The sequence below is a fragment of the Candidatus Nanopelagicales bacterium genome (assembly GCA_041393815.1).
Classification (GTDB): Bacteria; Actinomycetota; Actinomycetes; order S36-B12; family JAWKJK01; genus JAWKJK01.
The window spans coordinates 293,278-316,009 of the sequence record JAWKJK010000003.1 but is presented as its reverse complement, the minus strand read 5'-3'; the positions used below and the strand labels follow the sequence as shown (position 1 = coordinate 316,009).

Sequence of the window (22,732 nt, the reverse complement as noted above, 5' to 3'; positions counted from 1 at the left end):
CTAGGGAGGCCGACGCGGCGGTTCGGAGCGCGGGCCGCAGCGTCCGCCGACCCCCCGGGGGTTGCGCTCCCGTCGATTTAGGAAACAATGACGTTGTGAAATCCCCGACCGGTGCTCCTGCCCGGGTCGCCCGCGCCCTCCTCGACGGGGGGCCGGCGACCGCGACGGCGTTGGCGCAGCGGCTCGGCCTGTCGCCCACGGCGGTACGTCGGCACCTCGACGCGCTGGAGGCGGACGGCCTGGTGGAGGCGGGGGAGCGGCCCCCGTTCGGCCCCATCCCGATGCGTGGCCGCGGCCGGCCGGCGAAGGTCTACTCCCTGACCCCAGCCGGACGGGACGCCTTCGACCAGGCGTACGACGACCTCGCCGTCAGCGCGCTGCGCTTCCTCGCCGATGGCGCGGCCGCGGCCACCGGGACCGCGGACCCGGCCGAGGACCCGGTCATGGCCTTCGCCCGCCAGCGGGCCGCCGACCTCGAGCGTCGCTACGCCCACCGGCTGGCCGGTACGGACGACCCCGAGGAGCGGGCCCGGCTGCTGGCCGATGCCCTCACCGAGGACGGCTACGCCGCGTCCACCGTCGGCATGGACGGCGCCGCAGGCACCCAGCTGTGCCAGCACCACTGCCCGGTGGCCCACGTCGCCGAGGAGTTCCCCCAGCTGTGCGAGGCCGAGACGGAGGCGTTCAGCCGCCTGCTCGGCACCCACGCGCTGCGCCTGGCCACCCTGGCCCACGGCGACGGCGTCTGCACCACCCACGTTCCCGCCCCGTCCTCCCGGAGGTCCACGGCATGACGACGACCAACCCCGACCTCGACGGCCTGGGCCGCTACGAGTTCGGCTGGCACGACCCCGACTCTGCCGGCGCGTCCGCCCGCCGCGGCCTGTCCGAGGACGTCGTACGGGACATCAGCGCCCGCAAGGGCGAGCCGGAGTGGATGCTCAAGACCCGGCTGAAGGGCCTGCGCCTGTTCGACAAGAAGCCGATGCCGACCTGGGGGTCGAACCTCACCGACATCGACTTCGACAACATCAAGTACTTCGTCCGGTCGACGGAGAAGCAGGCCACCACCTGGGACGAGCTGCCGGCGGACATCAAGAACACCTACGACCGGCTCGGCATCCCGGAGGCGGAGAAGCAGCGCCTCATCGCCGGCGTGGCAGCCCAGTACGAGTGCCTGCGCGGGGACTCGCTGGTGTGGACCGCCGACCGCGGCCACGTTCCGATCAAGGAGATCCAGCCCGGCGACCGGGTGTTCGCCCTGGACGAGGAGACCGGGCGGTTCGTGGTGGCCCCGGTGCGCGCGGCCGCGCAGACGGGCGTGCGGCAGACCTACCGCGTGCAGGTCGGGACGCGGGAGATCTTCGCGACCGACAACCACCCGTTCCTGGTTCTCGCCGACGAGCGACGCGAGGCCCGCACCCGCGCCCGCTACCACCGGCGCTGGAAGACCGTCGCCGAGCTGCGGCCCGGTGACCTGGTGGCCGTGCCGCGCGGTCTGCCGGAGTACGGCGAGAGCCGGGTCCTGCGGGAGACCGACGGGTTCGGCCCCGAGCGGACCAGCCCCGATCTGCTGTGGCTGCTCGGCTTCTTCCTCGGCGACGGCAACACCCAGTCGTCCGGCCGGACCCACCGGGTCCAGTTCGCGGTGGTGGCCGACGACACCGAGGTGCGCGCGGAGATCGCCCGGATTGTGCACGACCAGTTCGGCCTGCGCACGATCGAGGCCGACGACGTTCGCGTCGTGGTCAACAGCAAGGCGCTCGTCGGCTGGCTGCACGACCTCGGGTTCGCCGGCACCTCGCTGACCAAGCACCTGCCCGACTGGGTCTACCGACTGCCGGTGGCCGAGCGCCTGGCCCTGCTGGGCGGTTACGTCGACGCCGACGGCTACGTCGGTCCCGCGCGCAGCGGGTCGGTGATCCTGACCAGCGGCAACGCGGGCCTGCTCGAGGCGGTCCGCGGCCTGGTCGAGGTGTCCGGGCTGCGCGCCTCCGGCCTGTACGAGTTCGCGTCCCCGCACGTCACCGATCCCGACCGGCTGGTGCACGGCTTCCGGCTGCACATCACCGGCGAGTTCGAACGGCTGGACTGCCGCAACCCCCGCCGCACCGCACGATTCGGGCGCCGGGCGTACGCGCACTCGTCGACGACGGCGAAGGGCACGACCTTCCGCACCCACGTGACCGAGCACCTCGGCTTTGCCCGAGTAACGGCGATCGAGCCGGCGGGGATCGAGCCGGTCTTCGACATCGAGGTGGACGGTCCGCACAACTTCGTCGCCGAGGGCCTGGTGGTCCACAACAGCGAGGTCGTGTACCACAAGATTCGGGAGGACCTCGAGGAGCAGGGCGTCGTCTTCCTCGACACCGACACCGGCCTGAAGGAGCACCCGGAGATCTTCGAGGAGTACTTCGGCTCGGTGATCCCCCCGGGGGACAACAAGTTCGCCGCGCTCAACACGGCCGTGTGGTCCGGCGGCTCGTTCATCTACGTGCCCAAGGGTGTGCACGTCGAGATCCCGCTGCAGGCCTACTTCCGCATCAACACCGAGAACATGGGCCAGTTCGAGCGGACGCTGATCATCGTCGACGAGGACGCCTACGTGCACTACGTCGAGGGCTGCACCGCGCCGATCTACAAGAGCGACTCGCTGCACAGCGCGGTCGTGGAGATCGTGGTCAAGCGCGGCGCCCGCTGCCGCTACACGACGATCCAGAACTGGTCCAACAACGTCTACAACCTGGTCACCAAGCGTGCGGTGGCGCACGAGGGCGCCACGATGGAGTGGATCGACGGCAACATCGGCTCCAAGGTGACGATGAAGTACCCCGCCGTGTGGCTGATGGGGGAGCACGCCAAGGGCGAGACGCTGTCGATCGCGTTCGCGGGGGAGGGCCAGCACCAGGACGCAGGCGCGAAGATGGTCCACGCAGCGCCGCGCACCTCGTCCACGATCGTGTCGAAGTCGGTGGCCCGCGGCGGCGGCCGGACGTCCTACCGCGGCCTGGTGCAGGTGCTCGAGGGAGCGCACGGGTCGCGCAGCACCGTGCGCTGCGACGCGCTGCTGGTCGACGACATCAGCCGGTCCGACACGTACCCCTACGTGGACGTTCGCGAGGACGACGTCGCGATGGGGCACGAGGCCACGGTGTCCAAGGTCTCCGAGGACCAGCTGTTCTACCTGATGTCGCGCGGCATGACCGAGGAGGAGGCCATGGCGATGATCGTGCGCGGGTTCGTCGAGCCGATCGCGCGCGAGCTGCCCATGGAGTACGCGCTGGAGCTGAACCGCCTGATCGAGCTGCAGATGGAAGGGGCCGTCGGCTGATGACGTCGACCGTCGAGGACACCACCGCGGGCACCGCGCACCGGCACGGCGGCGCGGCCCCCGCACTGGACCTGTCACCGCAGGTCCACTCCGTCGATCCTGCGGACTTCCCCGTCCCGACCGGCCGTGAGGAGGAGTGGCGGTTCACCCCCCTGGAGCGGCTGCGCGGGCTGCTGGAGGGTCCGCCGGCGGCCGGCGACCTGCAGGTCGGGATCGACGCGGCCGACGGGGTCGCCGTGGACCTCGTGGGTCGTGACGACCCGCGGCTGAGCACCTCGTTCGTCCCCGCCGACCGCGCCTCGGCGCTGGCCTGGGCGGCGTACGAGCGCGCGGTGGTCGTCTCGGTGCCCGCGGAGTTGGAGGCGGATCGGGCGACGACGATCACCCTGCGGGGCGTCGGCGGGGACGCCGCCGGACATGTCCTGGTGGAGGTCGGCCGGCACGCCCACGCGGTCGTCGTGCTGCACCACCAGGGGACCGGCAGCTACACCGGCAACGTCGACGTCGTGGTGGGCGACGGCGCCTCCCTGACATTGGTCTCGCTGCAGGAGTGGGACGACGATGCGGTGCACCTGGGCACGCAGAACGCCGTCGTCGGCCGCGACGCGACCTTCCGGTCGGTCGTCGTGACCCTCGGCGGTGACGTCGTCCGGCTGGTGCCCACCGTGTCGTACGAGGGCCCGGGCGGCTCGGCGGAGCTGCTGGGCGTGTTCTTCGCCGACGCCGGCCAGCACCTGGAGCACCGGCTCTTCGTCGACCACGCCGTGCCGCACTGCCGCAGCGACGTGGTCTACAAGGGCGCGCTGCAGGGCGACGAGGCGCGCACCGTGTGGGTCGGCGACGTCCTGATCCGGGCCGCCGCGGTCGGCACCGACACGTACGAGATCAACCGCAACCTGCTGCTCACCGACGGCGCCCGGGCGGACTCGGTGCCGAACCTGGAGATCGAGACCGGCGAGGTCGCCGGCGCCGGGCACGCGAGCGCCACCGGGCGGTTCGACGACGAGCAGCTGTTCTACCTGCAGGCGCGGGGCATCGACGAGGCCACCGCCCGGCGGATGGTCGTCCGCGGCTTCTTCCAGGAGGTGCTGGCGCGGATCGGCCTGCCGGAGCTGGAGACCCGGCTGGTCGCCGCCATCGACGCGGAGCTGGGCTACGACGACGTGGCCGACGGCGGCGAGGCCGACGCAGCCGTCGCCGACGAGGGGGAGGGCGCATGAGCTCTCCGCAGAAGGCCTGCCGCCTCGGCGACATCCCGCCGGACGGCGCGCTGCGCGTCGTCCTCGACGGCGAGCCGGTCGCGCTGGTCCGGACCGAGGGCGAGGTCTTCGCGATCCGGGACGTGTGCTCGCACGCCGATGTCGCCCTGTCCGAGGGCGAGGTCGACGGCTGCACCATCGAGTGCTGGCTGCACGGGTCGCGCTTCGACCTGCGCACCGGCGAGCCGACTGGCCTGCCCGCCATCCGACCCGTGCCCGTCTACCCCGTGATCGTGGAGGGCGACGGCGACGACGCCGCCGTCCTCGTCGACATCCGCTGAACGACATCACCTGAGGAGCCGAACCGCATGTCCACCCTGGAGATCCGCAACCTGCACGCGTCGGTCGACACCGATGGCGGGTCCCGCGAGATCCTGCGCGGCATCGACCTGACCGTCCGTCAGGGCGAGACCCACGCGATCATGGGCCCGAACGGCTCCGGCAAGTCCACCCTGGCGTACGCCGTGGCCGGGCACCCCAAGTACGTCATCACCGAGGGCACCGTGACCCTCGACGGCCAGGACGTCCTGGCCATGAGCGTGGACGAGCGAGCCCGCGCCGGCCTGTTCCTGGCCATGCAGTACCCGGTCGAGGTGCCGGGGGTCTCGGTGTCCAACTTCCTGCGCACGTCGGTCACCGCCGTGCGCGGCGAGGCGCCGAAGCTGCGGCTGTGGATCAAGGAGATGAAGGAGGCGATGGCGCGGCTGCAGATCGACCCGTCCTTCGCCGACCGCAGCGTCAACGAGGGCTTCTCCGGTGGCGAGAAGAAGCGGCACGAGATCCTCCAGTTGGAGCTGCTGCGACCCAAGGTCGCGATCCTGGACGAGACGGACTCGGGCCTGGACGTCGACGCGCTGCGGGTCGTCTCCGAGGGTGTCAACCGGCTTCGGGAGACCGGCCAGACCGGGACCCTGCTCATCACGCACTACACCCGGATCCTGCGCTACATCCAGCCCGACTTCGTGCACGTCCTCGTCGGGGGGCGCATCGTCGAGGAGGGCGGCCCGGAGCTGGCCGATCAGCTGGAGGCCGAGGGCTACGAGCGCTTCGTCAAGGCGGCGACACCGGCGTGACCGTCACCCAGCCCGCGTCCGCGCCGGCCCGCCTCGACGTCGAGCGGATCCGGGCGGACTTCCCGATCCTGTCGCGCACCGTGCGCGGCGGGAGGCGGCTGGTCTACCTCGATTCCGGCGCGACCTCGCAGAAGCCGCGTCAGGTCCTGGACGCCGAGCGGCACTTCTACGAGACCAGCAACGCGGCCGTGCACCGCGGCGCCCACCAGCTGGCGGAGGAGGCCACCGACGCGTACGAAGCGGCCCGGGCCCGAGTTGCCGGGTTCGTGGGCGCACCGGCGCACGAGCTGGTGTTCACCAAGAACGCCACCGAGTCGCTCAACCTGGTCGCGTACTCGTTCTCCAACGCCACGGACAAGGCCCGGTACGGCGCCCCGCTGCCCGACGGCGGTGAGCGGTTCGTGCTCCGTCCCGGCGACGAGGTCGTCATCACCGAGATGGAGCACCACGCCAACCTGGTGCCCTGGCAGGAGCTGTGCGCCAAGACGGGGGCGACGCTGCGCTGGTTCGGCCTGACCGACGACGGGCGTCTGGACCTCAGCGCCATCGACGACGTCATCACTCCCCGGGCGCGGGTGGTGTCGCTGGTGCACCAGTCCAACATCCTCGGCACGGTGAACCCGTTGGAGCGCATCGTCTCCCGGGCCCGCGAGGTCGGGGCGCTGGTCGTCCTGGACGCCTGCCAGTCCGTGCCGCACATGCCCGTCGACGTGCGGGCACTCGGCGTGGACCTGATGGCGTGGAGCGGCCACAAGATGCTGGGGCCCATGGGCATCGGCTGCCTGTGGGGCCGGGCCGAGGTCCTCGACGCGATGCCGCCGTTCCTGACCGGCGGGTCCATGATCGAGGTCGTCCGGATGGACTCCACGACGTTCGCCGCCCCGCCGCAGCGGTTCGAGGCCGGGGTGCCGATGGCCGCCCAGGCCGTCGGGCTGGCGGCGGCCGTGGACTACCTCGAGGCCGTCGGCATGGACGCGGTGGCCGCGCACGAGCACTACCTGACGGGTTACGCGCTGCAGCGGCTGGAGGCCGTCCCGGGCCTTCGGGTGATCGGGCCGACCGACGACGTCTCCCGCGGTGGCGCGATCTCGTTCGCCGTGGAGGGCATCCACCCGCACGACCTCGGTCAGGTCCTGGACGACCGCGGGGTGGCGGTGCGCGTCGGGCACCACTGCGCGTGGCCGGTGTGCCGCCGCTACCACGTCCCCGCGACCACGCGGGCGAGCCTGTACCTCTACAACGGCACCGACGACATCGACGCTCTCGTCGACGCGATCGACGCGGCACAGCGGTTCTTCGGGGTGGCGTGATGCAGCTGGAGACGATGTACCAGGAGATCATCCTCGACCACTACCGCTCCCCGCGCGGCAAGGGGCTGCGTGACCCGCACGACTGCGAGGTCCACCACGTCAACCCCACCTGCGGCGACGAGATCACGCTGCGGGTGCGGCTGGGCTCCGCCGGTCCCGACGGCTCGCCGGTCGTGGAGGACGTGTCGTACGACGGCCAGGGCTGCTCGATCTCGCAGGCCAGCGCGAGCGTGCTGGCCGAGATGCTGCCCGGGCACACGGTCGACGAGGCGCTGAGCACCACCGGTGAGTTCGTGGAGCTGATGCAGAGCCGGGGGACGGGGGAGCCCGACGAGGAGGTCCTCGGGGACGCGGTCGCGTTCGCCGGGGTCTCGAAGTACCCGGCCCGGGTGAAGTGCGCGCTGCTGTCCTGGATGGCGTTCAAGGACGCGGTGTCCCAGACGATGGCCCAGCGGGAGACCGCGACGACGGAGGTGACCCCCTCATGAGCGAGACCGCCGAGCTCAGCCTCGAGGACCTGATGGAGGCCATGCGTGACGTGGTCGACCCCGAGCTGGGGATCAACGTGGTCGATCTCGGCCTGGTCTACGGGGTACACCTCGACGACGACAAGGTCGCGACCATCGACATGACCCTGACGTCGGCGGCCTGCCCGCTCACCGACGTGATCGAGGACCAGACCCGAGCCGCGCTGGACGGCCTGGTCGCGGACTTCCGCATCAACTGGGTGTGGATGCCGCCGTGGGGCCCGGACAAGATCACCGACGAGGGCCGGGAGATGTTGCGCGCCCTCGGCTTCAACGTCTGAGCCGGCCGGGGTGCCCGGGACGGGTCAGAACCGCCAGATCAGCGGGACCAGGCCGACCGACACGACCCCGAACAGCACCACCAGGGGAAGCCCGAGCTTCCAGTAGTCGCCGAACCGGTAGCCCGCGGGGCCCATGACCATCAGGTTCGCCGGGGTCGCCACGGGGGTCAGGAAGGCCACCGCCGCGGCCACGCACAGACTCATCAGCACCGGCCGGGCGGAGATGTCGAGCTGCCCCGCGGCGCTCACGGCGATGGGGATCATCACCAGGGCGGTCGCCGTGTTGCTGATCAGCTGCCCGAAGACGACCGTGATCACGAACAGCGCGGCCAGCAGGACCGTCGGCCCGAGGTCACCCACGGCATCGACGAGAGCGGTCGCGATGCCCTCCCCGGCGCCGGACACCGACACCGCCGTCGCCATCGGGATCATCCCCGCCACCAGGAGCACGGTGGTCCACGAGATGCCCCGGTAGGCCTGCTGGACGGTGACCACCCGCATCAGCATCATCGCGCCGGCGGCCAGCAGGGTCGCCACCACGGCGGGGACCAGCCCGGTGGCCAGCAGCACCACCATCGCCAGCAGGATGGCGATCGCCGGCCGGGAGCCCGGGCCCAGCGGGACCGCCTGCCGCCGGACCAGCTCCGGCGAGTCGACCACGAGCAGGTCGTGGGCCCGCGCCGCGGCGTTCAGGGCCGACCACGGCCCCTCCACCAGCAGCGCGTCACCGGGACCGACGCGCACCGGTTCGGCCCCGAGGTCCCGGCCCTTGCGGGTGACCGCGAGGACGATGAGCGACCCCTCGATCACCTGGCTGGGTCGGATGGTCTCCCCGACGAGCACCGACCGGGGCGGCACGACGACCTCCGCCACGCCGGAGTCCCGGGTCATCAGGTCCCGCTCGACCTCGGCGGCCGTGCGGACCAGCTCGACGTCCAGCCCGTGGTCCTCGGCGTACGCCCGGGCCCGGTCCGGATCGCCCACCATGGTGATACGGTCGCCGGGGGAGAGCTCCCCTGACGACACCGGGCGTTCGGTCGCGCCCTCGAGCACGGTGATGACCGACACCCCCGGGTAGCCGGACAGGTCCCACCGGTCCCGGGCCGAGCCCACCAGGTCCGAGCCGGTGCCCACCCGCAGGTGCAGGACGTTGTCCAGCGAGTAGTCGCGGACCAGTCGTCGCGCCAGCCCGGTGTAGTCCGGCGGGAGCTGGTCGCTGTCGCGGTCCGGCAGCAGCCGGCCGCCGAACAGCAGCACGAGGGCCACGGTGCCGACCACGACCGGCACTCCCACGAGGGCGAACTCCGCGAACCGGAACGGCCCGACCCCCGCATCCTCGGCCGCCTCGGAGATGACGACGTTGACGGGGCTGCCGGTCAGCAGCAGCAGTCCGCCGGCGCTGCCCGCGAAGGCCAGCGGCATCAGCAGCCGCGAGGGCGGCAGCGCGCGTCGCAGGGCGACCACCACCACCATCGGCAGCAGGGCGGCCACCGACCCGTTCAGCCCGATCAGGGACGTCAGCGCCGCACCCAGCAGCATCGTGAACAGCAGCAGCCGCCTGCCGCCGTCCCCGGACCGGTTGGCCAGGGCCTGGCCCACCCAGGTCGTGACCCCGCTGGCGTCCAGGCCCTCGCTGACGACGAACAGCGACGCGATGAGGATCACCGCGGCGTCCCCGAAGCCGGCCAGCGCCTGCGGCAGGGTAAGCACGCCGGTGGCGTACAGGACCAGCGCGGAGCCGATCGCGACCAGCTCCACGGGGAAGCGGTTCCACACGAACAGCACCACCACCGCGGCCAGGACGGTCAGGGTGATCGCGGCGTCGCTCACGGGCGGACTCTCCTCACCAGGGGGTCGGGGTCGGCCGAGGGTCGCGATCGGCCGAGCATCGGGGTCAGCCGAGGGACGCCGCGATCCACAGCACCACGGCCGACACCGCGAACAGGGCGACCAGCAACGGCCAGACGAAGCGCAGGTACTTGTCGTAGCCCACCTTGGCGATCGCGAGGCCACCCACGACCACGACGCTGGTGGGAGACCACAGCAGCGTCAGCCCGTGGCCACTGATCCAGGCGCTGATCGTGGTGGTCCGACTGACCTCGGCGAAATCCGCCAGCGGGGACAGCAGCGGCATCGCCAGCGCGGCGTGCCCCGACGACGACGGGATGAGCACGGCCAGCGGGATGTTGATGACCATCGTGACGATCGCGAACATCCCGGCGGAGACCCCGGAGACCAGCTGTTCCATCGAGTTGAGGATCGTGTCCAGCGTCTGGGTGTTGGTCATCAGGACGGACACCCCGCCGGCCAGCAGCACCACCAGCGCCGGACCCATCATGTCCGAGGCCCCGGACGCGATCAGCCGGACGACCTCCTTCTCGGGCATCCGGGCAACCAGCCCCACCAGGACCGACGCGACGATGAACAGCATCGCCAGCTGGGGGAACCACCAGCTGAGCTCGAACCACAGGTTGGGCTCGGCCGTCTCGTGCGAGCCCAGGTAGTCCGCGGGTCCGGCGACGCCCCCCAGCACGCTGGACCAGGGGATCACCGAGAAGATCATCAGCCCGAAGGCGGCGACGGTGATCACCAGGACCCACTTCTGGGTCCCGGTCAACCGGTGCGGGGTGCCGGGGTCCTCGTGCTCGAGGTCCTCGGCCATCCGGTCGGTGTCGCTGGCCTCGGCCTCGTCCGGGTCGTCGAAGCCCACCAGGGACGTACTCGGGTCCCGGCGGACCCGGGCCGCGTAGCGGAGCACCCAGGCGACGGCGGTGGCGGTGAGCAGGACCCACAGCAGCAGCCTCAGCCCGATGCCGTCGCCGATGCTGACCCCGGCCTCACCGGCGGCGACGCCGATCGAGAACGGGTTGACCGTCGCGCCCATCACGCCGACCAGCGCCCCGATGATGATCATCGCCGCGGTGACCATCCGGTCGTAGCCCAGCGCCGCCATCAGCGGGATGAACAGCCCGTAGAAGCCCAGGGTCTCCACGGAGAAGCCCATCGTGGAGCCGAGCAGGGAGAACAGCACCATCACGGCGACGATGAGCAGCCAGCCCCGGGTGCGCAGCTTCTCCGCCAGCGCCCCGATGGCGACCTCGAGGCTGCGGGTGGCGAACGACACCGAGATGAAAGCGCCGATCGACATGATGAAGACGATCACGCCGACCTGCCCGAACATCCTGCCGACGGTCTCGGTGTCGACGAAGCCGGTCTCGGGGTTGAGCAGGCCGTAGATGCCGTTGATGGGTGCCAGGAACAGCTGCTGGACCCGATCGGCGAAGGTCAGCGGCGAGTCGATCTGCTCGAAAGTCCCCGGGATGGGCGCACCGTCCGCGTCAAGCCGGTAGCGACCCGCCGGGATGAAGAGTGCGGCCACCCACACCAGCACGGTGACGATGGCCAGCGTGGTGACCGCGGACGGGAACTGGAAGCGACGTCGGCGCGGCGGGGCCTCCGTCGAGGTCGGCTGGGGCGTGTCGGCCACGGCGGATCAGTAGTCGACCGGGTCGCGCTGGATGGGGCAGGTCATGCAGTGACCACCGCCACGCCCCCGGCCGAGCTCGGCGCCCACGATCGGGATCACCTCGATGCCCTCACGCCGCAGCAGGTCGTTGGTGTAGGTGTTGCGGTCGTACGCGAACACCACGCCGGGGGACGCGCAGACCAGGTTGGCGCCGCTGTCCCACTGCGTCCGCTCGCGCACGTACGCGTTCCCGCCGGTCTCCACGACCCGCAGCCGGGGCAGGCCGAGTGCCGACGCCACCGATTCGACGAACGGCTTCTCCTCCTTGCGCAGCTCCACCCCTCCGGGTCGGTCGGAGGGGTAGTAGGAGAACGCCTCGATGCCGTAGACGATGTCCGGGTAGAGCAGCACCACGTCGCGGTCGGCGAACGTGAAGACGGTGTCGAGATGCATGGCGGCCCGCAGCTTGGGCATGGCCGCGACCAGCACCCGGTCGACCACCTCCTGGTCGAACAGCGCCTTGGCCAGCTGGCTGATCCCCTGCCGCGACGTCCGCTCGCTCATCCCGATCAGAAGGGTGCGGTTGCCGATCGGCATGACGTCACCGCCCTCGACCGTGGCCAGTCCCCAGTCGGCGGTCGGGTCGCCCCACCACTCGGTCACCTTGCCGGCGAAGTCGGGGTGGTAGCGGTAGATCGCGGTGGTGAGGATCGTCTCCTCGTGCCGGGCCGGCCAGAACAGGGGGTTCAGCGTCACGCCGCCGTAGACCCAGCAGGTGGTGTCGCGGGTGTAGAGCGTGTTGGGGAGCGGCGGCAGCAGGTACTCGTTGACACCCGCGGCGTCGCGGACCAGCCCGATCATGTCGCCGCCGACGGACTCGGGGAACTCGTACGTCGACAGTCCGCCGATCAGCGTCTCCGCCAGGTCCCGGTCGCCGAGGCCGTCGAGGTAGGAGCGCACCTCGTCGACCAGGCCCACACCGACCTGGTTGGGCACCACCTGGTGGTCGAGGATCCACGCCCGTGCCTCCGGCACGGCGAGGGTCTGGGCGAGCAGGTCGTGCATCTCGACCACGTCGACGCCGCGCTCCCTCATCCGGGCGACGAACTCGGCGTGGTCGCGCCGGGCGTTCTCGACCCACATCACGTCGTCGAACAGCAGGTCGTCGCAGTTGCTCGGCGTCAGCCGCTCGTGCGCTCGTCCCGGTGAGCAGACCATGACCTTGCGCAGCTGGCCCACCTCGGAGTGGACGCCGAAACCCTGTGCCACGAGGAACCTCCCGACCCGTTTGCCTCGACCTTCGCGGGCGGATTCTCCGGGTCGACCAGCACCGGCGCAATCGGCCAGGGGCGCGAATTCTGCGAACGGGCGGTGAATGGCCGGGGGCGTCCCGGTGCCCCGCTCCTCGGTGGCGGCTACTCCACCCAGTCCAGGGTCCGGCTGACCGCCTTGGTCCAGCCGGCGTACAGCGCCTCCCGGTCGTCGACGTCCATGGTGGGCTGCCAGCGGGTGTCCTCTGCCCAGTTGGCCCGGACGTCGTCCAGCCCGGTCCAGAAGCCGACCGCCAGCCCGGCCGCGTACGCCGCCCCCAGGGCCGTGGTCTCGCTGACCTTCGGCCGGATCACGGGCACTCCCAGGATGTCCGCCTGGAACTGCATGAGCAGGTCGTTGACCACCATCCCGCCGTCGACCTTCAGCGCCGTCAACGGCTTGCCGCTGTCGTTGTTCATCGCCGTCACGACGTCGCGCGACTGGTAGGCCACCGCCTCGAGGGCGGCGCGGGCGAGGTGCGCCTTGGTGACGAAACGGGTCAGCCCGGCGATCACGCCGCGGGCGTCGGCCCGCCAGTACGGCGCGAACAGGCCCGAGAACGCCGGGACGATGTAGGCGCCGCCGTTGTCCGGGACGGACCGGGCGAGCGTCTCGACCTCCGGCGCGGAGTCGATGATCTGCAGGTTGTCACGCAGCCACTGGACCAGCGAGCCGCTGACCGCCACCGACCCCTCGAGCGCATAGACCGGCGCCTGGGTGCCCAACCGGTAGGCCACCGTCGAGATCAGACCGTGAGCGCTGCGGACGATCTCGTGCCCGGTGTTCATCAGCACGAACTGGCCGGTGCCGTAGGTGTTCTTGGTCTCGCCGGGGAGCAGGCAGGCCTGGCCGAACAGGGCAGCCTGCTGGTCGCCGAGGATCCCCGACACCGGCAGTCCGGCGAGCACCGAGTGGCCCCCCACCTGGCCGTACACCTCCGAGGAGGAGGCGATTCGGGGCAGCATCGCCGTGGGGATGCCCATCTCGGCGCAGATGGCCTCGTCCCAGGTGAGGGTCGCCAGGTCCATCAGCAAGGTGCGGGACGCGTTGGTCGGGTCGGTCACGTGGACGCCGCCGTCGGGTCCGCCGGTGAGGTTCCACAGCACCCAGGTGTCGAGGGTGCCGAACGCCAGCTCGCCGGCCTCGGCGCGGTAGCGAGCGCCGGGCACGTTGTCGAGGATCCAGCGGACCTTGGGGCCCGAGAAGTACGTGGCCAGCGGCAGCCCGGTCCGCTCCAGGTAGCGCTCGGCACCTCCGCCGAGGGCGCCCAGCTCGGTGCAGATGTCGGCGGTCCGGGTGTCCTGCCACACCACCGCGTTGTAGATGGGCTTGCCGGTGGCGCGCTCCCACACCACGGCGGTCTCCCGCTGGTTGGTGATGCCGAGGGCGACGACGGCGTCGGCGGTGACGTCGGCCTTCGCCAGGGCACCGGCGATCACCCGGCGGGTGTTCTCCCAGATCTCGACCGGGTCGTGCTCGACCCAGCCGGCGCGGGGGAAGACCTGCCGGTGCTCCATCTGCTCCGAGGCGACCGGCAGCCCGTGGTGGTCGAACAGGATGCAGCGCGTCGACGTGGTGCCCTGGTCCAGGGAGGCGACGTAGCGGTGGGTGCTCACGGCGTCAGCCTCCCACGGCCTGGAACACGCCGGCGCCGATGACCGCCCCCACCAGCGGTCCCACGATCGGGATCCAGGCGTAGCCCCAGTTCGACGGGCCGCGTCCGCGGATCGGCAGCACGCTGTAGACCAGCCGCGGACCGAGGTCCCGGGCCGGGTTCACGGCGTACCCGGTCGGGCCGCCCAGCGACGCCCCGATCGCGATGACCGCGAACGCGACCCCGGCATAGCCCAGCGCGGCGTTGCCGAACTGCGGCGGCAGGTCGCCCGTGCCGGGGACGAACGGCGTGCTCTGCAGCACCCAGTAGACGAGCACGAACGTGCCCACCGCCTCGCTGACGATGTTCCAGACCGGGGCGTACACCGACGGCGCGGTGAAGAAGATGCCGCCGGTCGACGCCGGCTCGTCGTGCGTGTCGAACTGCTTCTTGTAGACCAGGTAGGCCAGCAGCGCGCCGAACGCGGCGCCGGCGAGCTGCGCCACCATGAACCACGGCACCTGGTTCCAGGGCACGGTCCCGGTCATGGCCAGGGACAGGGTGACCGCGGGGTTCAGCTGCGCCCCGGACTTCCAGGCCACGCTGGCGCCGACGAACACCGCGAAGCCCCAGCCGAAGGCGACCAGCAGCCAGTCCCGTCCGTGGCCGAAGGACTTGCGCAGGGTGGTGTTGGCGCTCACGCCGATGCCCAGGAGCAGCAGCAGCGCGGTGCCGATGAACTCGCTCAGCAGGATGCCGGAACCGGACAGTTCGCTCATGGCTGCGCACCCTAGGGCCGCCGCCGGTCGGGTGACGGCCGTCCGGCAGGTAGCATCCTGCGGCCGTGATCGCCGCCCAGGACCTCGAGCTGCGCGCCGGGGCACGCCTGCTCCTGGCCGACGCGTCGTTCCGCGTCGGCCCGGGGGACCGGGTGGGCCTGGTGGGTCGCAACGGCGCCGGGAAGACGACGCTGACGAAGGTGCTCGCCGGAGAGGCGCAGCCGGCGGCCGGAACCGTCCACCGGTCGGGGACCGTGGGCTACCTGCCGCAGGACCCGCGTACGGGCGACCTCGACGTCCTTGCCCGGGACCGGATCCTGTCAGCCCGCGGCCTTCACGACGTCGCGCGCCGGATGCGGGAGTCCAGCGGCCGGATGGCCAGCCTCGACGACGCCACCCGCGACCAGGCGATGCGCCGCTACGCCCGGGCCGAGGCGGAGTTCGAGTCCCTCGGCGGGTACGCCGCCGAGTCCGAGGCGGCGTCCATCGCCGCGAGCGTCGGGCTGCCCGACCGGGTGCTCGGACAGCCCCTGGCGACCTTGTCCGGTGGCCAGCGCCGGCGGGCGGAGCTGGCCCGGATCCTGTTCGGCGGCTCTGACGTGCTGCTGCTGGACGAGCCCACCAACCACCTGGACGCCGACTCGATCGGCTGGCTGCGGCGCTTCCTGGCCGCGTACAAGGGCGGCCTGGTGGTGATCAGCCACGATGTCGGTCTGCTCGAGGCCACCGTCAACAAGGTGTTCCACCTCGACGCCAACCGGCAGGAGCTCGACCAGTACAACGTCGGCTGGAAGGCCTACCTGCAGCAGCGCGAGACCGACGAGCGCCGGCGACGGCGGGAACGGGCGAACGCGGAGAAGCAGGCCGGCGCCCTGCGCGACCAGGCCGAGCGGATGCGCGCGAAGGCCACCAAGGCCAAGGCCGCGCAGAGCATGCTGCGACGCGCGGACCGGCTGCTGGACGGGGTGGAGCAGGAGCGCCGCGCGGACAAGGTGGCGAAGCTGCGCTTCCCCGAGCCGGCCCCGTGCGGCAAGACCCCGCTGACCGCGACCGCGCTGTCGAAGTCATACGGCTCGCTGGAGGTCTTCACCGACGTCGACCTGGCCATCGACAAGGGGTCCCGGGTCGTCGTGCTGGGTCTCAACGGTGCCGGCAAGACCACTCTGCTGCGGATCCTGGCCGGGGTGGACGAGCCCGACACCGGCGAGGTGCTGCCCGGCCACGGGCTGCGGCTGGGCTACTACGCGCAGGAGCACGAGACCCTCGACCCCGACCGGACGGTGCTGGAGAACCTGCGCTCCTCCGCCCCGGACATCGGCGAGGTCGAGGCGCGCCGAGTGCTGGGGTCGTTCCTGTTCAGCGGGGACGACGCCGAGAAGCCCGCCGGCGTGCTGTCGGGCGGGGAGAAGACCCGGCTCGCGCTCGCGACCCTCGTGGTCAGCAGCGCCAACGTGCTGCTCCTGGACGAGCCCACCAACAACCTGGATCCGGCCAGCCGGGACGAAGTGCTCAGCGCGCTGACGGCCTACCGCGGCGCCGTCGTGCTGGTGACGCACGACGAGGGCGCGGTGTTCGCCCTCGAGCCGGAGCGGGTGCTGCTGCTGCCCGACGGCGACGAGGACCTGTGGAGCGACGACTACGCCGAACTGGTCGAACTGGCCTGACCGCCGGCATGGGTGCGGACGCCGCCGGTCTGGCCGGAGGGGTGGCGCGTCGCGCCGCGGTGGACGATCATGGGCGCCGTCCGGACCGGCGGTGGAGCAGGAGGCGTTCGATGGCCGAGCTGACGAAGGGCAAGCGCATCACCGGTCCGGAGCGGGACAAGCTGGCCGCGGACCTGAAGAAGAAGTACGCCGCCGGCAAGAGCATCCGCGACCTGGCCGACGAGACCGGCCGCTCGTACGGCTTCGTCCACCGCCTGCTCACCGACGCCGGCGTACGCCTGCGCGGCCGCGGTGGCCCGACCCGCAAGGCCGCCTCTTCGTAGCCCCGCTCCGCGGAGGACCTGGGGCACGGACGCGGAGAACCCGAAACGATCTTCCGCGGAAGATCAACAACGTCGGGGTCGGTCCGCGGCCGTCTTCCGTCGGCGAACACGGGAACACCGACCGAAGTTCGGCGGTTGGCGGCGTTGTCGGCCCGCGCGAGGATGATCGGGCCGAATCGCTTCAAGAGGAGTCCGCGTCGTGACCATGCAGTCCCCGTGGCAGACCTACCGGTCGTTCACCCGCGACCGTTCGGTCGCCCAAAGCAGGGTCAGCCGGGCCACGTTCCGACGGATCCTGTCCTACGCCCGCCCGTACCGAGGACTGGTCATCGCCTTCCTGGTGACCCTGGTGCTCGACGCGCTGCTGACGGTGGCGCAGCCGCTGATGTTCCGTCGCATCGTGGACCAGGGCATCAGCGTCGGGAACTCCACCGTGGTCACGGTGACCGCACTGATCGTGGTCGTCCTGGCGGTGGCCGACGCGGGGCTCGGTCTGGTGGGTCGCTGGTACTCCTCACGCATCGGTGAGGGGCTGATCTACGACCTGCGCACGCAGGTGTACGACCACGTCCAGGAGCAGCCGGTCGCGTTCTTCACCCGGGCGCAGACCGGTGCGCTGGTGTCCCGGCTCAACAGTGACGTGATCGGGGCGCAGCAGGCGTTCACGTCCACCCTGGGCGGGGTGGTCGGCAACGTGATCAGCGCCGTCGTCGTCCTCATCACCATGTTCGTGCTGTCGTGGCAGATCACGCTGCTGTCGCTGGTCCTGCTGCCGATGTTCCTGCTGCCCGCGCGCTGGATGGGCCGTCGGCTGCAGGCGCTGACGCGCGAGCAGATGCAGCTGAACGCGGACATGAGCACGCAGATGACCGAGCGCTTCAACGTTGCGGGCGCGTTGCTGGTCAAGCTCTTCGGCCGGCCGGCGGAGGAGACCGACGCCTTCTCCGATCGGGCGGGACGGGTGCGCGACATCGGCGTGCGCATCGCGATGGCGAACCGCTGGTTCTTCACCGCCCTCGCCCTGGTCGCCGCGCTCGCCACCGCCATCACCTACGGCCTCGGCGGCAACCTAGTCATCAACGGGACGCTGACGCTGGGGACGCTGCTCGCGCTGGTCGGTCTGCTCGCCCAGCTGTACGGGCCCCTGACGGCCCTGTCCAACGTACGCGTCGACGTCATGACGGCGCTGGTGTCCTTCGAGCGGGTCTTCGAGGTGCTCGACCTCCCGCCGCTGGTCCAGGACCGGGAGGACGCGACGACGCTGCGGCGCGGGTCGCTAGGCGTCGAGTTCGAGGGGGTCGACTTCCGCTACCCCACCGCGGATGAGGTGTCGCTGGCGTCGCTGGAGTCGGTCGCGCGGGCGGAGGCCCGGACCAGCTCCGAACCGGTCCTGCGGGGCGTGTCGTTCACCGCCGAGCCGGGGCAGCTGGTGGCCCTGGTCGGTCCGTCCGGCGCCGGCAAGACGACCATCACCGCGCTCGTGTCGAGGCTGTATGACGTGACCGACGGAGCCGTCCGGGTGGGTGGCCACGACGTGCGGGAGGTCACCCAGGAGTCGCTGCACGACGTGGTCGGCGTCGTCACCCAGGACGCGCACATGTTCCACGACACCATCCGGGCCAACCTGCGCTACGCCCACCCGGACGCGACCGACGATGAGCTGCTGGCCGCGTGCCGCGACGCCCAGATCGGCGACCTGCTCGACGCCCTGCCGGACGGGCTCGACACGGTGGTGGGGGACCGCGGATATCGGCTGAGCGGCGGGGAGAAGCAGCGGCTCGCGCTGGCGAGACTGCTGCTCAAGGCCCCCAGCGTCGTCGTCCTGGACGAGGCGACCGCGCACCTGGACAGCGAGAGCGAGGCCGCCGTGCAGCGCGCGCTCGCGACCGCGCTGGAAGGGCGGACGTCGCTGGTGATCGCGCACCGGCTCAGCACGATCCGGCAGGCCGACCAGATCCTCGTCATCGACGGCGGCCGGGTCGTCGAACGCGGCACGCACGACGAGCTGCTGGCCCACGGTGGCATCTACTCCGACCTCTACGACACTCAGTTCGCCGGGCAGGACGACGTCGGGACGCCGGTGTAGCGGCGACCGCGCGCCCGGGCGCGCGGTCGCGGTTCCCCGCGGGGCCTGGTGCCCCGACGTCGGCGGGCGTACGGTCGACGGGCACGAGGATCCCGCGCGGCGGTAGTGCCGCGTCACGAGGAGAGGGGCCGCGATGCCTCAGTTCATGGACGTGCACACGGGGATGGTCGGCGTCACGACGGAGGGGCTGGCGGAGGCGCACCAGCGTGACCTGGACATCCAGGGCGAGGAGGGCGTGACCTTCCACCAGGCCTGGGCCGACCCGGTGACCGGGCACGTGTTCTGCCTGTCGGAGGCGCCGAGTGCCGAGGCGGTCCGCCGCATCCACGAGCGCGCCGGCCACCCGGCCGACGAGGTGCACGAGATCACCGTCACCGCCTGAGCGGAGATCCCGCGTCGGCGGGGGCCTGCCGGACTACAGGCAGCGCAGCAGGCCACCGTCGACCGGGATGACCGCGCCGTCGATATAGGAGGCGGCCGGCGAGAGCAGGAAGGCGGCCACGCGGCCGAACTCCTCGGGCTCGCCGTAGCGGCCGAGCGGGATGTTCGACTCATGCCGGCGACGCACGACGTCCGGCGCGCCCTGGCGCGCGTCGAGCGCGAACAGCCGGTCCGTCGCGATCCGTCCGGGCATGAGCCCGTTCACCCGCACGCCGCGCGGTCCGAGCTCGTCGGCCAGGTCCTTGACCATCATCGCCAGTCCGGGCCGCAGTCCGTTGCTGATGGCCAGCCCGGTGAACGGCGAGCGCACCGACGTCGACAGCGTGAACAGCAGCGCGCCCGACTCGCCTGCGGGTCGCGCCGGGTCCGCGCTCATCGCCGCCGCCACCGACCGGGCCACTCGTAGCGGGCCGAGGAACACCGTCTCGAAACCCTCGCGCCACGCCTCGTCGGTCGTCGTCAGGGGGGTGCTGGCCGGCGGTCCGCCGGTGTTCAGCATCGCGCCGTCGATGCGGCCGAAGCGGGCCACCGCCGCCGCCACCAGCCGCTCCGCCGATGCCGGGTCGGAGATGTCGGCGACCACCGCCATCGCCTGCGGACCGAGCTCGGCCGCCACCTCGTCCAGCGCGGCCTGGTCCCGCGCCGCGATGACCACCGAGGCGCCCTCCGCCGCGAGTGCTCGCGCGACGGAGCTGCCGAGGCCGCGCGAGGCGCCGGTGACGAGGTACGCACGGTCCTGCAGGTCCAGATCCATGGCCCCATCCTGCCGGTAACCTCGCCGGGTCCGCGCGATGCGCGGCCGGAGAGGACCCTGACGAGGAGGGATCGGGAGTGACGGACGCGCCGCCGGACGCCCCCGTACCGCAGCAGGTGGCGGCGTGGATGGCGCGTGCGGAGCGCGTCACCGTCCTCACGGGGGCCGGCTGCTCGACCGACTCCGGCATCCCCGACTTCCGCGGGCCGCAGGGGGTCTGGACGCGCAACCCCGCGGCGCCGGCGCTGTTCACCATCGATGCGTACGTGTCCGACCCGCAGGTGCGCATCACGGCCTGGCAGGAGCGGTCGCGGCATTCCGCGTGGACCGCGACGCCCAACGAGGCGCACCGGGCGCTGGCGGCGCTGCAGGACGCCGGCAGGCTGCGTGCGCTGGTGACGCAGAACATCGACGGGCTGCACCAGGCGGCCGGCTCCCGCGACGTCGTGGAGCTGCACGGAACGCTGTGGTGGGCCCGTTGCCTGGCCTGCGGCGAGCGGATCCCGATGCGCGAGGCACTCGACCGGGTGGCCGCGGGCGAGGCGGACCCGCCCTGCCGGGCCTGCGGCGGCATCCTCAAGAGCGACACGGTGTCGTTCGGCCAGTCGCTGGACCCCGACGTCCTGGCGGCCGCGGCCCGCGCGGCGGCCGACTGCGACCTGTTCCTCGCCATCGGCACGTCGCTGCAGGTGCACCCCGCGGCCGGACTGTGCGACGTGGCCCTGCGCCGCGGTGCCCGCCTGGTCATCGTCAACGCCGAGTCGACGCCGTACGACGTCCATGCCGACGCCGTGCTGCGCGCCCCGATCGGCATCGCCGTACCGGCGCTCGTCGCCGCCGCGCTGGCCACGACGTGACCGGTCGGCTGGTGCCGCCGGGCCTGCGGCCCGGCGACCGCGTGGTCGTGGTGGCGCCGAGCGGTCCGGTCGACCCTGACCGCCTGGCCGCCGGCCTGCGGATGCTGTCGGAGTGGGGCTACCACCCCGAGGCCGGTCCGCACGTGCTCGCCAGTGACCCGGCGGCGCCGTACCTGGCCGGGACCGAGGCCCAGCGCGCCTCGGACCTGGAGCAGGCGTGGTGCGACCCGGACGTCGCCGCCGTGCTGTGCGCCCGGGGCGGCTACGGCGCCGGCCGGCTGGTGGACCTCCTCGACTGGGACCGGATGGCGGCGGCCGGACCGCGGCTGCTGGTCGGCTCCTCGGACGTGACCGCGCTGCACCTGGCCGTCGGGCGACGGCTGGGGCTGGTGTCGCTCTTCGCGCCGATGGTCGCGTCCGCCCTGGTCACCGTGGACCGGGAGCCGGCCAGCCTGGCCCACCTGCGCGCGGCCCTGGCGGATCCGGCGACCCTGCAGCCGGTCGGTGGGCACCACGCCACCACGGTCCACCCCGGCCGGGCCCGCGGGGTGCTGGCCGGCGGGACGCTGGCGCTGCTCGCGGCTGCCGTGGGCACGCCCGACACCCCGGTCCTGGACGGGTGCGTCCTGCTCTTGGAGGACGTGGGGGAGTCCCCGCACCGCCTGGACCGGATGCTGGAACAGCTGGAGCGATCGGGGGCGCTCGCGGGCGTGCGGGGGATCGCGGTGGGCTCGCTGCACGAGTGCGGGCCGGGCGCCGAGGCCGTCCTGGTCCGGCGGCTGGGTGCCCTGGGCCTCCCGATGGTGGTGGGCCTGGACGTGGGCCACGGTGCGGTGCAGCTGAGCGTGCCCCTGGGCGCCGAGGTGGTCCTGGACGCCGACCGGCGTCAGCTGCTGCCCACCTGATCCCCGCGGACCTCGTTCCCCTCGGTCCGGGCCTCGGCCGCGGCGTCCTCGCGCGCCTCGCGGCGCAGGAAGTAGAACCAGCCGACGAGTGCGACGACCGCGAAAAGGATCCACTGCACCGCGTACGACACGTTGCGGCCCTCGTCGATCTCAGGGACCGGCAGCGCGCGCAGCGCCGGGTCGTCGGCCGGCTGCGACGACACCCGCTCCACGTATCCGTCCAGGACCGGCGTGCCGGACGGGGTGAGGGTGTCGACGTCGAGGTCCACCACCTGGCCGGCGGGCAGGTCGGACGGCAGCGGGTCGGGGCCGTCCTGAGGCGGTCGCAGCCGGCCGGTCACGACCACGGTCCCGTCCGGCGGCGGGGGCGCCTCCTGCAGGTCGGTCGCCGAGCCCTGCGCGGCCACCCAGCCGCGGTTGACCCAGACCCAGCCGCCGGAGTCGAGGGACAGCGGGGTGGCGACCCAGAAGCCGTTCTGCCCCTCCAGCGGGCGCTTGCGCACCAGCACCTGCTCCTCGGGCAGGTAGCGCCCGGTGGCGGTCACCGTCCGCCACTCCAGGTCCTCGTGCCAGGCGGTGCCCGAGGGCAGCACGTCGGTCACGGGGACCGGTGCCAGAGCGGACTCCTCCACCAGCTGGGCCTTCTGCGTGCGCTTCTCCTCGGCCCGCGCCCACTGCCACCTGCTCAGCAGGCCGAACCCGACGATGGCGACCACGACCAGGACGCTGAACCCGATCCAGCGCCGGGTCCGCAGTAGGGCCAGCACCGGG

Annotated in this window: 20 protein-coding genes and 2 pseudogenes; 15 read left to right on the top strand and 7 right to left on the bottom strand. The window is 72.1% G+C overall.

Going from position 1 to position 22,732, the window contains the following annotated elements; genetic code table 11:
* The first annotated feature begins 95 nt into the window (after window positions 1–95).
* The 9 genes and pseudogenes from R2737_11125 (at window position 96) to R2737_11085 (ending at window position 7,781) form a co-directional block, all read left to right on the top strand.
* Window positions 96–794 (top strand): metalloregulator ArsR/SmtB family transcription factor, encoded by a 699-nt coding sequence (locus tag R2737_11125; protein MEZ5116809.1) that lies wholly within the window; start codon window positions 96–98, stop codon window positions 792–794.
* Window positions 791–2,301: pseudogene (locus R2737_11120) on the top strand (Fe-S cluster assembly protein SufB). The gene R2737_11125 and the pseudogene R2737_11120 overlap by 4 nt, the downstream one beginning before the upstream one ends.
* Window positions 2,302–2,305: 4 nt before the next feature.
* Window positions 2,306–3,331, top strand: a pseudogene (sufB, locus tag R2737_11115) (Fe-S cluster assembly protein SufB).
* Entirely contained in the window at window positions 3,331–4,551 is a 1,221-nt protein-coding gene (gene sufD / locus R2737_11110) for a Fe-S cluster assembly protein SufD (GenBank protein MEZ5116808.1), read from the top strand. Before sufB ends, sufD begins: the two are co-directional and overlap by 1 nt.
* Window positions 4,548–4,871 (top strand): non-heme iron oxygenase ferredoxin subunit, encoded by a 324-nt coding sequence (locus R2737_11105; GenBank protein MEZ5116807.1) that lies wholly within the window; start codon window positions 4,548–4,550, stop codon window positions 4,869–4,871. The genes sufD and R2737_11105 overlap by 4 nt, the downstream gene beginning before the upstream one ends.
* A gap of 27 nt (window positions 4,872–4,898) precedes the next feature.
* Window positions 4,899–5,663, top strand: a complete 765-nt coding sequence (sufC, locus tag R2737_11100; GenBank protein MEZ5116806.1) for a Fe-S cluster assembly ATPase SufC — start codon at window positions 4,899–4,901, stop codon at window positions 5,661–5,663.
* The gene (locus R2737_11095) at window positions 5,660–6,973 is read left to right on the top strand and encodes a cysteine desulfurase (GenBank protein MEZ5116805.1); all 1,314 of its coding nucleotides are present in this window, start codon (window positions 5,660–5,662) and stop codon (window positions 6,971–6,973) included. Before sufC ends, R2737_11095 begins: the two co-directional genes overlap by 4 nt.
* Window positions 6,973–7,461, top strand: coding sequence for an SUF system NifU family Fe-S cluster assembly protein (locus R2737_11090; GenBank protein ID MEZ5116804.1), 489 nt, complete (start codon window positions 6,973–6,975; stop codon window positions 7,459–7,461). The genes R2737_11095 and R2737_11090 overlap by 1 nt, the downstream gene beginning before the upstream one ends.
* A complete protein-coding gene (locus R2737_11085; protein ID MEZ5116803.1) occupies window positions 7,458–7,781 on the top strand; it encodes a metal-sulfur cluster assembly factor in 324 nt (107 codons plus the stop codon). The genes R2737_11090 and R2737_11085 overlap by 4 nt, the downstream gene beginning before the upstream one ends.
* 24 nt (window positions 7,782–7,805) lie before the next feature.
* Here the strand turns inward: R2737_11085 and R2737_11080 are convergent, their stop codons facing one another.
* From R2737_11080 to R2737_11060, 5 genes are all read right to left on the bottom strand, one after another.
* The gene (locus R2737_11080; protein MEZ5116802.1) at window positions 7,806–9,611 is read right to left on the bottom strand and encodes an SLC13 family permease; all 1,806 of its coding nucleotides are present in this window, start codon (window positions 9,609–9,611) and stop codon (window positions 7,806–7,808) included.
* Window positions 9,612–9,675: 64 nt separating this feature from the next.
* Window positions 9,676–11,268 carry a hypothetical protein gene (locus R2737_11075; GenBank protein MEZ5116801.1) on the bottom strand — a complete coding sequence of 531 codons (1,593 nt, stop codon included), beginning with the start codon at window positions 11,266–11,268 and terminating at the stop codon, window positions 9,676–9,678.
* Between the two features lie 6 nt (window positions 11,269–11,274).
* On the bottom strand, window positions 11,275–12,516 hold the full coding sequence (locus tag R2737_11070; protein ID MEZ5116800.1) for an arginine deiminase: 1,242 nt from the start codon (window positions 12,514–12,516) through the stop codon (window positions 11,275–11,277).
* Between the two features lie 146 nt (window positions 12,517–12,662).
* On the bottom strand, window positions 12,663–14,174 hold the full coding sequence (gene glpK / locus R2737_11065) for a glycerol kinase GlpK (protein ID MEZ5116799.1): 1,512 nt from the start codon (window positions 14,172–14,174) through the stop codon (window positions 12,663–12,665).
* 4 nt (window positions 14,175–14,178) lie between these two features.
* Entirely contained in the window at window positions 14,179–14,931 is a 753-nt protein-coding gene (locus R2737_11060) for an MIP/aquaporin family protein (protein MEZ5116798.1), read from the bottom strand.
* A 65-nt stretch (window positions 14,932–14,996) separates the two neighbouring features.
* Between R2737_11060 and R2737_11055 the strand changes: the two genes are divergently transcribed.
* From R2737_11055 to R2737_11040, 4 genes are all read left to right on the top strand, one after another.
* Window positions 14,997–16,595, top strand: coding sequence for an ABC-F family ATP-binding cassette domain-containing protein (locus tag R2737_11055; protein ID MEZ5116797.1), 1,599 nt, complete (start codon window positions 14,997–14,999; stop codon window positions 16,593–16,595).
* 8 nt (window positions 16,596–16,603) lie between these two features.
* On the top strand, window positions 16,604–16,918 hold the full coding sequence (locus R2737_11050; protein ID MEZ5116796.1) for a helix-turn-helix domain-containing protein: 315 nt from the start codon (window positions 16,604–16,606) through the stop codon (window positions 16,916–16,918).
* Between the two features lie 205 nt (window positions 16,919–17,123).
* Window positions 17,124–19,004, top strand: coding sequence for an ABC transporter ATP-binding protein (locus tag R2737_11045; GenBank protein MEZ5116795.1), 1,881 nt, complete (start codon window positions 17,124–17,126; stop codon window positions 19,002–19,004).
* Between the two features lie 133 nt (window positions 19,005–19,137).
* On the top strand, window positions 19,138–19,386 hold the full coding sequence (locus R2737_11040) for an SCO4226 family nickel-binding protein (protein MEZ5116794.1): 249 nt from the start codon (window positions 19,138–19,140) through the stop codon (window positions 19,384–19,386).
* A 33-nt stretch (window positions 19,387–19,419) separates the two neighbouring features.
* Here R2737_11040 and R2737_11035 read toward each other — a convergent pair whose 3' ends face one another.
* A complete protein-coding gene (locus R2737_11035; GenBank protein MEZ5116793.1) occupies window positions 19,420–20,199 on the bottom strand; it encodes an SDR family oxidoreductase in 780 nt (259 codons plus the stop codon).
* Between the two features lie 77 nt (window positions 20,200–20,276).
* Between R2737_11035 and R2737_11030 the strand changes: the two genes are divergently transcribed.
* Window positions 20,277–21,056: a Sir2 family NAD-dependent protein deacetylase gene (locus R2737_11030; GenBank protein MEZ5116792.1), complete on the top strand. Its 780-nt coding sequence runs from the start codon at window positions 20,277–20,279 to the stop codon at window positions 21,054–21,056.
* Window positions 21,053–21,961, top strand: a complete 909-nt coding sequence (locus R2737_11025; protein ID MEZ5116791.1) for an LD-carboxypeptidase — start codon at window positions 21,053–21,055, stop codon at window positions 21,959–21,961. The genes R2737_11030 and R2737_11025 overlap by 4 nt, the downstream gene beginning before the upstream one ends.
* Here R2737_11025 and R2737_11020 read toward each other — a convergent pair.
* A complete protein-coding gene (locus tag R2737_11020; protein ID MEZ5116790.1) occupies window positions 21,943–22,728 on the bottom strand; it encodes an SURF1 family protein in 786 nt (261 codons plus the stop codon). The two genes, R2737_11025 and R2737_11020, sit on opposite strands and share 19 nt — an antisense overlap.
* Window positions 22,729–22,732 lie beyond the last annotated feature (4 nt).

Excerpts from the sequence above, each read along its gene's own strand:
- sufD (MEZ5116808.1), top strand. The coding sequence starts at position 3,331 with ATGACGTCGACCGTCGAGGACACCACCGCGGGCACCGCGCACCGGCAC.
- R2737_11105 (MEZ5116807.1), top strand. The coding sequence starts at position 4,548 with ATGAGCTCTCCGCAGAAGGCCTGCCGCCTCGGCGACATCCCGCCGGAC.
- sufC (MEZ5116806.1), top strand. The coding sequence starts at position 4,899 with ATGTCCACCCTGGAGATCCGCAACCTGCACGCGTCGGTCGACACCGAT.
- R2737_11090 (MEZ5116804.1), top strand. The coding sequence starts at position 6,973 with ATGCAGCTGGAGACGATGTACCAGGAGATCATCCTCGACCACTACCGC.
- R2737_11085 (MEZ5116803.1), top strand. The coding sequence starts at position 7,458 with ATGAGCGAGACCGCCGAGCTCAGCCTCGAGGACCTGATGGAGGCCATG.
- R2737_11060 (MEZ5116798.1), bottom strand. The coding sequence starts at position 14,931 with ATGAGCGAACTGTCCGGTTCCGGCATCCTGCTGAGCGAGTTCATCGGC.
- R2737_11050 (MEZ5116796.1), top strand. The coding sequence starts at position 16,604 with ATGGGTGCGGACGCCGCCGGTCTGGCCGGAGGGGTGGCGCGTCGCGCC.
- R2737_11045 (MEZ5116795.1), top strand. The coding sequence starts at position 17,124 with ATGCAGTCCCCGTGGCAGACCTACCGGTCGTTCACCCGCGACCGTTCG.
- R2737_11040 (MEZ5116794.1), top strand. The coding sequence starts at position 19,138 with ATGCCTCAGTTCATGGACGTGCACACGGGGATGGTCGGCGTCACGACG.
- R2737_11035 (MEZ5116793.1), bottom strand. The coding sequence starts at position 20,199 with ATGGATCTGGACCTGCAGGACCGTGCGTACCTCGTCACCGGCGCCTCG.